We start from the raw sequence: 14,238 nt of genomic DNA on the forward strand, positions 1-14,238 counted from the left end.
AATTAGTTATTCTCAAAAATTAAATATTGCCATGGTTCTATTTCCAATGGCAGATCTGTAGCTAAAGTAAATGAAGCATTGGTAAAAGTATCTGTGTAGGTGCCTGCAGATGATGCATCAGTTAGATTAAAAGTCTGCTTTTCGTCTGACATATTGATCAAACCAATCACCTGATTGCGGTTCTTTTCTCGTTTGAAAGCATAAATCCACTCGTCGCTATTGATGCGCTTAGGTGTACCTCCGTAGCCACCATTCCAGAGGGCTTCGTTGTCTTTTTTCAACTTTACCAATTGTTGATAGAAAGGGGTGAGACTTTTTGGGTCTTCCCAATTAATCGTGTCTTTTTCAAAGAACAATAAACGTTTGTCCAGACCAACTTCCTGCCCACTGTAGATCATAGGAAATCCATAAGCCGTGAAGATGAAAGTGGCAAACGCTTGATGACCATCTCCGTATCTTTCGAATACCGTGCCTGCCCATGAGTTTTCGTCGTGGTTGGTCGTGATCGTCATTCTGAATGGATTTTTGCCGTACAAGGCCAAATCCTTGTTGATGAATTTGTTTATGTCATGTGCGGTTTTTTCTCCTTTGGCAACATGCTCCGTCAGGTGCAGCAACTCCCAAGAATACGATGCATGGAAATTGGCGTGCAATCTGGGTTCATCCCATTCAGCCAACCAAAACAAGTCCTTTAGTGGGTCTAGTGCTGCTGTAGCTTCTTCCCAGAAGTAAAGCGGAATTTCGTGTGCTGCGTGATCACACCTGAATCCATCGATATCTGTTTCCGTGATCCAAAACTTCATCTCTTCGATCATACTTTTTCTGGTGCCTTCGTTCGTGTGATCGAGTAGTGCGATGTCCTCCCAATCCGCTTCATACGTGATGTTTCCTAAGCTGTCCTTGGCGTAATACTCTGGATTGGATTGGATCCATGGATGATCCCAGGCCGTATGATTCGGCACCCAGTCCAGGATAATGACCATGTCCAGTTCGTGTACCTTCTGGACAAGCGCCTTGAAGTCTTCCAGCGTTCCGAATTCTGGATTGACTGCTGAATAGTCGGAAATCGAATAATAGCTACCCAGAGAGCCTTTTCTTTTTTCCTTACCAATCGGTTGTACTGGCATGATCCAAAGCATCTCAACGCCCAATTCTTTCAATCGGGGTAAGTGCTCTGCAAAAGCATTGATAGTTCCTTCTGGCGTGTACTGGCGGATATTGACCTCGTAAATGGTCATATCTGCCGCACGCTCTGGGAAGGTAATTGGAGGCTCTTCTACTTGCTGTTCTTTTGGCTCACAAGCCAACATAAAGCTCAAAGAAGCTAAAAGGATGATGGCTAATAATTGAATTTTTGTCATTAGTTCTTGGGGTATAGGCTAATCGCTGCTCCACCGCCGGCAGCTAATTTCATATCTAATATAGTGGCTTTAGTTACTACCATTTCATTGATTTGATAAGAAATAGGGTTGTCGATATAGTGACAATCCTCTCCGTCTGCATAAATGGTCGCTTGGTAAGTCACCCCTTCTTTTAAGAAATCCAATGGCAATTTAAAGGCTCTTGGGTTTTCATCCGTAATTGTTCCTACAAACCAGTTGTCTGTTTTGCGTTCCTGACGAGCTATCGTTACGAAGTCTCCAATTTCCCCATCAATTACTTGGGTAGTTTCCCAGTCCGTCGGAACTGCTTTGATGTACTCAAAGGCAGGATGTCCTTCATAGTTTTCTGGTAAATCATTTGCCATCATCATGGGTGCATATATGATGGTGTAAAGTGCTAATTCTTTCCCAATTGTAGTTTTTACTTGATCAGGGCTTGTTTTGATACGAATATCAAATACCCCCGGCGTGTAGTCAAATGGTCCTGACAATGATCTGGTAAATGGAATGGTTACCACGTGATCTGTTGGGCTACCTCCCATGGCGTTGTATTCCTGTCCCTTAGCGCCTTCACGTGAGACCATGTTAGGCCAGGTTCTTCTTTTTCCGGTGTCTTTGATTGGCTCGTGGGCGACGATCATGGTTTTGTGCTTGGCACCCATTTCTATCACACGCTGGAAGTGCTGTACGAAGTATTGCCCGTGATGGTAAATGCCATTGGGCAAAGTGTCACCATTTTCTACATATCCCGTTTTTACCGCTTTCATACCATGATCTTCCAGAAACTGATAAGCATCTTCGAGCTGCTCGTCGTAGTTTTCGGTATCGGCGCCAGTTTCGTGATGACCAATGATATAAACGCCTTTGTCAGCGGCATATTTACTCAAAAACTCAATGTCGTAATCTGGGTAAGGCTTTGAAAATTCGAATTTGGTACCGCCACCCATCCAGTTGCCGTCCCAGCCATAGTTCCAGCCTTCGACTAAAACGCCTGAGAATCCATTGGCTGCAGCGAAATCGATGTATTTTTTTACGTTTTCTGTATTCGCAGCATGTTTAGGCCCCTTGTGCCAGGTGCCTATGTTGATGAACATTTCCCACCACACGCCAATGTATTTGCCAGGTTGGATCCATGATGTGTCCTCGATTTTGCTTGGCTCATTCAAGTTTAAGATCGTATAGTTGGTAATTAAATCGCCAGGAGTTTCACCGATCTGAAGTGTTCTCCATGGGGTACTGAACGGCGTTTTTAAATACGCTTTTACAGGGTTGGTTTTGCTGTAGGGTACCAAATCACACTTGAGTTTAGTGCCACCCATATTTTTGACTACCATACTTGGGTAGTCATATAACGCTGCTTCATGCATGTGAAAGAACAGTCCGTTCTTGGCCTCGATAGTCAATGGCGTATGAACCATTCCAAATTCGGAAATAGGGGCCTTTTGATACAAATACTCATATCTGTTGCCAGCGTAGGCAGGAATAGACCAGGCATCGTGATCTTCAGGAAAATTGAATTCAGTTAATTCATCCATGATTTCAAATTCACCCAATTTTTCTTGTTCAGGGAATTCATATCTGAACCCTATACCATCATCGAATAAACGAAAGATAACGTTTAATCTGATTTGACTGGCATTGATCAATTCTACTTTCAGTTCATTGTAGTTGTTGCGGATCAATCTTTGCTCACCCCAAGGTTGTTCCCAGGTTTCGTCAAAAGATGAAGTACTCGTTTTAACGATTTCAAAGCCATTTTTTAAACTGACTTGGTTTCCCAGTTCAAATCCAAGTCTGGCACTATCCAACACAGCTTTTTCTCCATAATTGACTAGATAGCCTGGGGATCCGTCTGCCTCAAGGTAAAATTCCATGGAAATTTTGACACTTGGAGAGGAGAGAGCTGTTTGTAATTTTTGAGTTTGATCTGTTCCACAACCTATTAGGTTGAGGGTAAGCATAAATAGTATTATTTTTTTCATATTGAGATTCTTATTTCCAATTAATTGAAAACTCTTCGTTTTTCAGTTTGAATGTGGTGAATGGTAGGTTTGTGATTTTGTAATCTTCTCTCGCTCCATTATCGATTGGATCGAAATTCGAAAGTGGCGAAATGAAATGATAGTCTTCATGGTCAATGTTAAGAGTCTGAAGCTCTTTAGATTCGAAGCCGTGGAAGTACAGTTTCACTTCGTTGAAACTACTCTTGAAGCTACCAAGAGCTTTGCTAAAACTCAACTGGTGGTTTTTTGCCTTGTAGCTAATGTCTCGCTTGTAGTACTTTCCTGATTCGAATTCATAGGAATCACCATCATCCTCGTAATAAGAAAAACTGTTGTCGTGTTTTCCTTTATACAAATGTAATTCTAGTTGACCTGAGGGCTTTTCTTGATTGCTGAAAACTTGAGATTGTACAGGTATGATAGCCGATGACTTAGCAAATACAGGTAATTTTTCAACCGGACATTCTATTAATGGTTCTTTATTGCCTTGATATTTTTCATCGGTAAACAAATCATACCACTCTCCTTTAGGGAGGTAAATTTTCTCTATTTCTTTTTCGCTTGATACTGGAGCCACTAATATGGAATCACCAAATAGGAACTCATTCTCATAAGCTTCTTTGTAGATATTTTCGTCATACGTGTAGTCTATAGCCAACGAGCGATTGACTGGGGTTCCAGTTTCACTAGCTTCAAAAAAAGTAGAGTAGACGTAAGGCATCAAACGGTAGCGAAGACTAATGTAGTTTCTCGAAATTTCCTCTGTATGTTCTCCGTGAGTCCAGGGTTCGCTTGATTTTGTGTTTACATTGGAGTGACCTCTAAAGAAAGGGGTAAAAGCTGCCATTGAAATCCATCTTGCAAATAGATTTTCTGAAGCATTACCAATAAAACCACCTGCATCGAATCCAGCGAAAGGAACACCAGATAGTCCCATGCTATTGAGCATGCGCATGCCCAAAAGCATGTGCTCATCTGAGGCTACATTATCTCCAGTCCAAACTGCGGCATACTTTTGAATACCCGCGAATCCAGCTCTGGTTAGATTGAATGGTCGTTTGCCTTTTAGATTTTTTCTTGCCCCTTCCCAGGTGCTTTTTGCCATCATCAATCCATAAATGTTTCTTGCGTTTCGAGTGGTGCCTTTATCTCCATCGAAGTCGAATTCAATTAATTCAGGTAAAGACTGTCCCCAGGTAGCGATTTCATTCATGTCATTCCAAAAACCTTCAATGCCAATGTCACTGTAAGATTTGAGCTGGTTTGTCCACCAATCTCTGGTTTCTGGTTTGGTAAAATCTGGGAAGTGACACCATCCAGGCCAAACTTCGCCTTCATAGTTGCTTCCATCTGGATATTTGATAAAAACGTCTTTGGCCAACCCATCTTCATAGGTGCAGTAGCCTTTTTCCACTTTTATCCCAGGGTCACACATGACGACTACTTTGAAGCCCAAGGCTTTCAATTTTTCAATCATAGTTTCTGGGCATGGAAATCTTTCCTTATCCCAAGTGAATATTTTGTACTTCTCCATATAGTGGATGTCAAGTACAATGACATCAGCTGGAATTTCTTTGTCTCTAAAGTTCTGTGCTGTATTGAGCACTTCAGCTTCTGGATAATAGCTATAACGACATTGCTGATAGCCTAGAGACCACTTTGGAGGAAGACTCATCTTTCCCGTCAACCGGCTATACGCTCCAATGATTTCATTTACTGAATCGTAATGGATGAAAAAGTAGTCCATATCTCCTGCATCAGCTGAAAAGCTAGAAAACCGATTGTTGGAAGCTCCAAAGTTGAAGTGAGACTTGTGTGAGTTGTTGAGATAGATGCCATAAGACATCCCACTATGAATGCCCATATAAAATGGAATAGAACAGTATAACGGATCTGTTTCTTTGCCATATCCGAAATGATCTGTGTTCCAGTTTTGATAGCCTCTTCCTTTTTTATTGAGTGGACCGGTTTTTTCACCTAGTCCTATAAATTTTTCGTTAGGTTGTAGTTTTTTGTAGGTTGTGACTTGTTCACCAATCCAATTTGTACCGAAAGACGCATCATCTTCATTGATGACTTCACCTTTTTCATTTCTGAAAGTAATTCGAAAGGGAGCTTTCATAATTGACACTTCTACCTTTCCCGTAGAAATAATGATACTGTCTTCTTTTTCTAAAAAGTCTATAGATTTTTGGCTGATATCGGTAGCCAGTGCATAGTGGAAATTATCAAATTTCTCTTTCTTGGAAATCCTAACACGGACCATTCCTTCCTCATATACTTCAATGCATATGTTTTCGGTATCCGTACGACCATAGAAGCCGTAAGTGTCCAGCTGATAAGATAATAACGACCCTCGAACAAGTGTTCCGTTAGTAGTTATATTTTTTCTCTCTTCAACAATCATAAGGCAATTATATCTTCAATAAGAGCTTGAAAGATGTTTTCCGAAGAGGACACGAAATGTTTCAAAAAGCTTTTAAAGCTAGACCCGTTTTTAAGTCAATCACAAATGATTTTGAAAACTAAAAGATGAAAAATGGCTAATTGGTGGTCTTTTTGAGGGTTTTTACTCTGTTTCAATCGTTTGCAGAGAAAAGCAAAATAATTAAGGCCGTTTGGAAGATTTTCTGATAATAAAGGTTGTTTTGAAAATTTTGGTTCCAGTCAAAGATAGAATCATTGATGTTGAATGAATGATTTAGGTGGAGTATTACGGGAATAGGAAGGCTGCATACAAATGAAATAGGTTTGCTAAGTTCTATCATAGGTTCATTGTCGGACATTGTCCTCAAGCCAGACTGGCTCTTACTTTTTTCATTACCAAAAAAGTAAGCAAAAAGGCTAGAAAATTTCAAAACTCCCCCTGTCGGGGTCAAACAGTGAAATTTTCAATTTGGTATTGTTTTGTATCATTCAAAATAGGATAGTACACTACTTTTAGTTGGCCTCTATTCATTTTAGTTTTTCTTAGCTTAAAATCAGATTAGAAACATAAGACTGTTTGAGTCATTAAAATGATAAGAAATTTTAGGTTGTCGACTTGACGAGTTTCTTTTGTTTCCTGATATTAAGCTAAGAAAAGCGTTAAGAAATGTATAGAGACATTGACTTCTTTGCTTACTTTCTTCGTCAAGGAAGAAAGTAAGGCCTGCTGGCGAGCAAAGGTATCGGTATGAGCTGAATTCTATTTGTAACTAAAATTAACCTTGTATAAGTCAAGATTTAATACATTCTTCAAGTTGTGATGTGATAATTTTTGGTCGTTCCATTCCATCAGAATGCTAAGCACATCTGATTTAAGGCCAATTTATAAGAAATAAGTTGGCATTTTCATTATTATCATTTTCGATAACCCTTCTCTTATGGACGTTTGGAAGATTTTCTGATAATTAGATCTGTTTTCAATACCTGTCTTATGGGTTGCTCTCTCAGTTCTTTGTCTTGAAGTTCTGCAATTAAGCGTTTGGCAGCGGCTCTTCCCATGTCCACTCCAGGTTGAGAAACAGTAGTCAATTGAGGTTCAATCAATGAAGAAAATTGCCAATTACTAAATCCAACGATAGCAATATCCTTTGGGATCTCCAGGCCAGCTTCCTTAATTGCTTTCATGGCTCCATATGCCGCAGTATCGTTGGTGCAGAAAACTGCATCTGGAGGATTTGGTAAATCTAGCAGCCTTTGCATGGCATGAAAACCTTCATCCAATGTGCCTCGAAAACAAGGTAATATATAATCAGGATTGACTTTTCTGTTGTTTTTCTTCAATGTATCCTCATAACCTTTTTTTCGTTCGGCTCCAATTGTTAAGTTGTCTGGACCTGCCAGATGTGCAATACGCTCGCTTTTCTGGTTAATAAGGTGCTGAGTGGCCATAGCAGCTCCATCATAGTCGTCGACGACAATTTTACTGACATTGAGTTCGTCTGTCTCTCTGTCGAACAAAACCACTGGAATTTTTTTAGCTACTTCTTGAAAATGCTCAAAGTCTTGAGTTTCTTTTGAAAAGGATACTATTAAACCATCTATTCGCTGGTTAAGTAGCGCTTTGGTGTCTTTGACTTCGCGTTCATAAGATTCACTGGTTTGACAAAACATGACTGTGTATCCTGCTTTGTAAGCCACTTCTTCAATGCCTGAAATAACTGTTGAAAAGAAGAAATGAACGATCTCAGGAATGATTACACCAATGGTGTTCGTTTTTTGACTTCTGAGATTCTGAGCAACTACATTAGGTTGGTAGTCTAATTTTTTGGCTAATTCATTGACTTCTTTTTTTGTTTCAGGACTAATGTCTGGATGATCATTTAAGGCACGAGAGACCGTAGAAGGGGATATGCCTAATGTTTTGGCTAGATCCTTAATCGTAACTTGACTGCTTTTCATTCTCTTATGCTTTAATTTTTACGCTGGTATTTTGTCCGATCCAAATCACCTTAATTCGGGAGTAAGAAATAGCGAAAAATTCAATACCACGAGTGATATGGCACTTTAACCATTCAATTGGTGTTAAACCTAGTGTATAATCTCACAAATCCCAATTACCGAATCTAAACTATTACGTTATTCTTAAGTAATTGATTATCACTTGAGGTTAAACCTATCTGAGAGTAAATTTGATTATTTATTACAATAATACAATTAATTGATTAATTATTGACTGGCTTTATGCTTTCTAATGTAGAGCATGCCAAGAATTGATTAATAAAAAAATAATGAAAAAAAAATATGTTCCGAAATCGTTTGCGGAATCGTTTGCATGCGAAAATGCATAAAAAAAACTGTGAATATGACTTGTATTCTATGTTTTTAGGTTTATTATTGAATATGCAAGAACGAAGAAAAGTTGAAGAAGTCCTTACGTTATTGGATAGTCAGCAACATTTGAATCGGTTTTGCAAGAAGTTAACATTAATTAATTATTAGCGCTTGAATTAGATGTTTTTTTCGAAGAGGACGAGATGTTCAGAAAGCAAATCTTAGAAAAGTACAATTAACAAAACTCGTAATTAATTAAAACACTATGAAAAACTATTACCAGTTAGTTTTCAGCATGTTGTTTGGAATGGGTGTATTACTCATCCTTTCAAGTTCTAGTGCGATTGCACAAGGAAACATGGTATCTGGAACAATCAAAGATGCAGAATCCGGCGAAGCCATCCCCGGAGTGAATGTAATTGTAAAGGGCACCTCCAATGGAGCGGTCACTGATATCGATGGAAATTATAGCCTGCAAGTAGAAGAAAATACCGTTTTGGTGATTTCTTATGTTGGTTTTGAAACTCAGGAAATCAATGTAGGTTCTAGAACTACTGTTGATGTTAGTTTGGGTTATGACGTTTCTCAGTTAGGAGAAGTTGTAGTAATCGGTTATGGAGAGGTAGATCGCGGAGATGTGACGGGCTCAGTTGTTGCCATTGATTCGGATGACTTTAACAAAGGTGCTATCTCAACTCCTCAAGAGCTATTGATGGGTAAGGTCGCTGGTGTTGTTGTTACTGCACCAACAGGCCAACCAGGCGGTAATTCGACTATTAGAATTAGAGGAGGATCGTCTCTTAGAGCTAGCAATGATCCATTAATTGTTGTGGATGGTGTACCATTGACAAACAAGACAATTGATGGTTTCGCAAACCCATTAGCCACTGTAAATCCAAATGACATTGAGACTTTCACTGTATTGAAAGATGCTTCGGCTACTGCTATTTACGGTTCTCGAGCATCTAATGGTGTGATAATCATTACTACCAAAAAAGGTAAATCGGGACAGGATATGAAAGTGAGCTACAATGGAAACATCTCGGTTGGTGTGCCAATTGATTATACGGATGTTTACTCAGGCGATGAGTTCAGACAGGTGGTTGCAGATCATACGATTGATCCTTCAATCACCACTGCCTTGCTTGGAAGTGATAATACGGATTGGCAAAAGAAGGTTTACAGAAATGCCATTTCAACTGATCATAATGTGAGCGTAACTGGCGCCATTGATGCGATGCCTTACAGAGCTTCTGTTGGTTATACCAATCAAAATGGTATGCTAGAGGATTCGAAAATGGAAAGAACTACGCTTTCATTAGGGTTGAGCCCAAGTTTGTTGAATGGTGACTTGATTTTTGATGTCAACATTAAAGGTATGTTGACAGACAACAATTTCTCGAATGACGGAGCGATTGGTGCTTCTACCAGTTTTGATCCAACACAATCTGTTTATGATGAGTCTTCACCTTATGGTGGATATTTTACTTGGGTAAATGAAGTAGACGGAACGCCTAATTTTATTGCAACTGATAATCCAGTGGCGATGATTAACCAAAAAAATAACACTTCTCAAGTGTTAAGAAGTATTGGTAATGTCAATACAAGCTATAGGTTGCCCTTCTTACCAGAATTAAAAGCTGTAGTGAATCTTGGATATGATTACTATAAAAGTGAAGGAACTGATAATACAGATTCTCTTGCTGCCTTTTCACATAGAAGTCCTCAGACTAATGTAAAGACATACGATGTGCTTGGTAAAAATGAGTTGTTAGATGCCTATTTGAACTATTCGAAAGAAATCACATCAATAGATAGTAAAATAGATGTAACTGCTGGATATTCTTGGCAGCACTTTTATGAGGAAAAGGAAAATGCGAATAGACCATGGTTGGCAGATGATACAGGTGAGTATATCGGATCTGATACCACAATAGATAAAACCGAGAGTTACTTAGTGTCCTTTTTTGGTAGAGTGAATTATACATTCAAAGGCCGTTACCTAGTAACAGGTACTTTGCGAAGGGATGGTTCATCCAAATTCTCTGAGTCTAACCGATGGGGATTGTTTCCATCCGTAGCAGTAGCATGGCAAGTTGGAGAGGAATCATTTTTGAAAACTGTCAATGCATTGAATGAATTGAAGGTTAGAGCTGGATATGGTGTCACGGGACAACAAGACATTACAGATAATGATTATCCAGCCATAGCTGGTTATAACGGAAGTACCAGTACTTCTCTGTATGGTTTTGGAGGCCAGCTTTATACGCAGTGGAAGCCGTTGGCTTATGATCCTAATATCAAATGGGAAGAAACTACCACAATTAACGCTGGTATTGATTTTAGTATTCTTGAGAATAGAATAAGTGGATCTTTTGATTACTATAAGAGAACAACAGATGATTTGTTGAACGAAATTCCTGTGCCAGTCGGTACTAACTTTGCAAACAGAGTGGTTACTAACGTTGGTTCTTTGGAAAACCAGGGATATGAGATTTCATTGAATGGTTATGTGATTTCAAATGAAGATATGAGCTGGCAAATCGGTGCTAACTTCTCTAAAAATGAGAACAAAATCACTAAGCTGACTGCTTTTGATGATCCGAACTATATCGGATACGAAGCAGGAGAAATTGACGGCGGTAGTAACAACCGGGTTCAGATTAACAGTGTGGGTTATCCAACTAATACTTTTTATCTGTACAAGCAAGTGTATAATGAGGATGGTATGCCAATCGAAGGTCTTTATGTTGATAAAACCGGAGAAGGTGGTCAGGTAGATGGGAATGACTTAAACAGATATTATCTAGGCAATCCAGCACCAGACTTTATGATTGGCTTGTCTTCTAGATTTGCTTACAAGAATTTTGACTTTTCTTTTGCTGGTCGTTTAAGTGTAGGCAACGATGTGTACAACAACATTGCGTCTAGCAAAGGTTTGTATGCTAATCTTTATAACCAATCTGGATACTTGTCGAACATCTCGACTTTCGTTGAAGAATCTCAATTCTTTAACGCACAGTACAAGAGTGACTTTTATATAGAGGACGGTTCATTTTTTAGAATGGACAACATCAGTGCAGGGTATAACTTTCCAAAAGTATTCTCTGATAAAATTTCAGCTCGCGTGAGTTTTACTGTTCAGAATGCATTCATAATTACGAACTATTCTGGACTAGATCCTGAGATCAATGATGCGTTGGCTCCAGGTATCGACAAGAATGTTTACCCACGTCCTAGAACGTATGTACTAGGGGTTAATTTCAATTTTTAAGCTAGATGAAAATGAAAAACATTAAATATATATATATAGCCTTGACGGCGATCATTTTGACTTCGTGCGTCAACGATTTGGATGTATCTCCAATAGATCCTGATTCTAATAATGCCTCTACAGTTTTTTCTACTGAAGAAGGAACGAAAGGTGCTTTGGCAAAAATTTATTCTTCTTTCGCCTACAATGGGCAGGGAGATGGAGCAGAAGAAATTCAAGGATTAAGAGAGGATTTTGGAAACTTCCTTAGACAATATTTCTTATTACAAGAATGCACTACTGAAGAAGCGATTGTGGCTTGGGATGACCAAACTATCAAAAACTTTCACTACCATACTTGGCAACCGAATGATGTTTTTAACGATGCCGTATATTCCAGACTTTTCTTTTCAGTGGCATTGGCTAATGAGTTTTTAAGAAATGTGGGAAATGCAGCAGTATCTGATGAGGACAAAGTGTTGTTTGCAGCAGAAGCTAGATTTTTAAGGGCATTTGCTTACTCCATAGGAGTTGATTTTTATGGTAATATTCCAATCATTGATGAGAACTCTTCCTTGAGTGACTTGCCAGTACAATCTACTAGAGCAGAGGTTTTCAGCTATGTGGAAACTGAACTGACTGAGATCGAATCTTTACTAGCTGCCCCTCAAACCAATGAATATGGTAGAGTAGATAGAACGGCTGCTTGGATGCTTTTGGGTAAGCTTTATTTGAACGCAGAAGTGTTTATTGGAGAGGATAGATATTCTGACGCATTGACCTACACAAATCAAGTGATAGGATCAGGATATGCATTGGATCCAGTCTATGAAAATGTGTTTAAAGCAGATAACAATAACAGTCCTGAGATTATATTCCCATTGGTGTTCAATGGTGTTCATAGTCAATCACATGGAACCACATTTATTGTACAATCCTCTAGTGGTGGTGGCCTTGATGTCGCAAATGTCCGTGGTGTTGGAGGATCTGGCTGGGGAGGTTTCAGAGCTGTCAAAGAATTGCCAGAAAAATTTGGTTTGACTGAAGGTGACTTCTCTCTGGCCAATCCGTTAGCAAACATTGCAGATAGCCGTGCGCTATTCTATTTCAATTCTAACGATGCGTGGGAATGGAGTGTTGAAAATGTAGGGACTTTCACTGAGGGAGTTGGTGTTTATAAGTATAGCAACTTGAATTCTGACGGTTCGCAGGCTGAGTATTACAACCCAGATTTTGTAAGTATCGATTTTCCAGTGTTCAGACTGGCAGATGCATACTTGATGTATGCTGAGATATTTTTGAGAGGTGGAGGTGGCGATGCCAATACTGCCAGAGGTTATATCAATGACCTAAGACAGAGAGCCTATGGTGATGCTTCAGGCAATATCACTAATGCAGATCTTACACTTGATTTTATTCTTGAAGAAAGGGGTAGAGAATTTTATTGGGAAGCACAGAGAAGAACAGATTTGATCCGTTTTGGGAAATACTCAAGTGGTAGCTATGTATGGGAGTGGAAAGGAAACTCTCAAACAGGTACTGGATTTGATGACTATCGAGCACTTTTCCCAATTCCTGCGGCTCAGATTACAGCTAATCCTAATTTGCTTCAAAACGACGGTTATACCAATTAAGAAACAGACTTTGAGGGTCTGGCTTGAATCAGACCTTCATTTAAGTTTTCTCTTAAACATAAAAATATCGCAATGAAAAAATTAACATATATATATATCCTTATTTTGGCGGTCCTGTTTGGCGCATGCGAAGATGAGGCTGAAAAAGTAATAATCAGCAGTAATCCTGTAGGCCCTACATTAACAGGCCCAGGAGCTGATGGAATGGAATTCGTAAAAGCGGATGCGGCTAATACAATTGAATATAGCTGGTCAATGTCTGACTATGGTTTTGATGCCTCGGTTACCTACTATGTGCAAATTGCCATGGACGAAACCTTTTCAGGTAGCGCTAATTTAGTTAGTTCGCAAGAATCAAATGGGTCAGCAGTGATTGGAGATATAAATGGTATTCTTTTGTCATGGGGACTTCCTATTGACGAGCAAGCAACAATCAAGTGCAGAGTGTTCTCTACAGTGAATGCTAATGTAGATACGATTTTCTCAGAAGTAACTGACTTTACAGTAACTCCTTACGAAACTCTGATCGATTACCCCATGATTTATGTGCCAGGAGCTTACCAAGGTTGGTCTCCCGGAGCTGATAACGGTAGACTCTATTCTTATGGTTTCAATAGTGTTTATGAAGGTATTCTACGAATTGTAGAAGGAGCAAACCCTACATCTTCATTCAAAGTGACTCCAGAAGCCAATTGGGACAATGCCTGGGGCGGAGTTCTAACTGCAGCCGGATCTGTGTTCACTGGTGCTCTCGATCCTTCGGGAGCTGATTATACGATTGATGCTGGTACTTATTTTGTTACTGTGGACGTAAGTGCATTAACTATAGAACTAGAAAAAACAGATGACTGGGGAATAATAGGTGATGCTACTCCAAATGGGTGGTCTGATCCTGATACCGATATGATGTACAATGGTCAGAGACAAGTTTGGGAAATCACCACGGACCTTACTGATGGCTTTCTCAAATTTCGAGCGAATGACGATTGGGGTGTCAATTATGGGGACAACGAACCCGATGGCACTATCGATGGTTCAGGTAGTGATATTCCGGTTACCGCTGGCAATTACACTATCAGATTGGATCTCAATAATGAAAAATACGAATTAATCGAGAATTAATTCAATAGATTAAAAGAAAGACTGATGGGGTCTTGTGCTCCATCAGTCTTTCTTTTCCTTATCTGAAAAGGCTAATCAGCCTTTCT

The 14,238-nt window shown here is 39.4% G+C and carries 7 protein-coding genes; 3 read left to right on the forward strand and 4 right to left on the reverse strand.

Going from position 1 to position 14,238, the window contains the following annotated elements:
- Positions 1 to 2: 2 nt before the first annotated feature.
- From ABJH98_RS04575 to ABJH98_RS04590, 4 genes are all read right to left on the reverse strand, one after another.
- A complete protein-coding gene (locus ABJH98_RS04575; protein WP_348306453.1) occupies positions 3 to 1,361 on the reverse strand; it encodes an alpha-amylase family glycosyl hydrolase in 1,359 nt (452 codons plus the stop codon).
- Positions 1,361 to 3,364, reverse strand: coding sequence for a glycoside hydrolase family 97 protein (locus ABJH98_RS04580; RefSeq protein WP_348306454.1), 2,004 nt, complete (start codon positions 3,362 to 3,364; stop codon positions 1,361 to 1,363). Before ABJH98_RS04580 ends, ABJH98_RS04575 begins: the two co-directional genes overlap by 1 nt.
- Positions 3,365 to 3,374: 10 nt before the next feature.
- Entirely contained in the window at positions 3,375 to 5,792 is a 2,418-nt protein-coding gene (locus ABJH98_RS04585; RefSeq protein WP_348306455.1) for a glycoside hydrolase family 31 protein, read from the reverse strand.
- A gap of 956 nt (positions 5,793 to 6,748) precedes the next feature.
- Positions 6,749 to 7,771, reverse strand: a complete 1,023-nt coding sequence (locus tag ABJH98_RS04590) for a LacI family DNA-binding transcriptional regulator (protein WP_348306456.1) — start codon at positions 7,769 to 7,771, stop codon at positions 6,749 to 6,751.
- A gap of 637 nt (positions 7,772 to 8,408) precedes the next feature.
- Here ABJH98_RS04590 and ABJH98_RS04595 point away from each other — a divergent pair.
- The 3 genes from ABJH98_RS04595 (at position 8,409) to ABJH98_RS04605 (ending at position 14,152) form a co-directional block, all read left to right on the forward strand.
- Complete coding sequence (locus ABJH98_RS04595; protein WP_348306457.1) at positions 8,409 to 11,417, forward strand: TonB-dependent receptor; 3,009 nt, start codon at positions 8,409 to 8,411, stop codon at positions 11,415 to 11,417.
- 11 nt (positions 11,418 to 11,428) lie between these two features.
- Positions 11,429 to 13,030, forward strand: a complete 1,602-nt coding sequence (locus ABJH98_RS04600) for a RagB/SusD family nutrient uptake outer membrane protein (RefSeq protein WP_348306458.1) — start codon at positions 11,429 to 11,431, stop codon at positions 13,028 to 13,030.
- A 72-nt stretch (positions 13,031 to 13,102) separates the two neighbouring features.
- The gene (locus tag ABJH98_RS04605; protein WP_348306459.1) at positions 13,103 to 14,152 is read left to right on the forward strand and encodes a SusE domain-containing protein; all 1,050 of its coding nucleotides are present in this window, start codon (positions 13,103 to 13,105) and stop codon (positions 14,150 to 14,152) included.
- Positions 14,153 to 14,238: the final 86 nt, after the last annotated feature.

Source organism: Reichenbachiella sp., from assembly GCF_039969095.1.
In the GTDB taxonomy this organism is placed as follows: domain Bacteria; phylum Bacteroidota; class Bacteroidia; order Cytophagales; family Cyclobacteriaceae; genus Reichenbachiella.

Bases quoted from the DNA above. Each gene is read 5' to 3' on its own strand.
- ABJH98_RS04590 (WP_348306456.1), bottom strand. From the start codon at position 7,771: ATGAAAAGCAGTCAAGTTACGATTAAGGATCTAGCCAAAACATTAGGC.
- ABJH98_RS04585 (WP_348306455.1), bottom strand. From the start codon at position 5,792: ATGATTGTTGAAGAGAGAAAAAATATAACTACTAACGGAACACTTGTT.
- ABJH98_RS04605 (WP_348306459.1), top strand. From the start codon at position 13,103: ATGAAAAAATTAACATATATATATATCCTTATTTTGGCGGTCCTGTTT.
- ABJH98_RS04600 (WP_348306458.1), top strand. From the start codon at position 11,429: ATGAAAAACATTAAATATATATATATAGCCTTGACGGCGATCATTTTG.
- ABJH98_RS04580 (WP_348306454.1), bottom strand. From the start codon at position 3,364: ATGAAAAAAATAATACTATTTATGCTTACCCTCAACCTAATAGGTTGT.
- ABJH98_RS04575 (WP_348306453.1), bottom strand. From the start codon at position 1,361: ATGACAAAAATTCAATTATTAGCCATCATCCTTTTAGCTTCTTTGAGC.
- ABJH98_RS04595 (WP_348306457.1), top strand. From the start codon at position 8,409: ATGAAAAACTATTACCAGTTAGTTTTCAGCATGTTGTTTGGAATGGGT.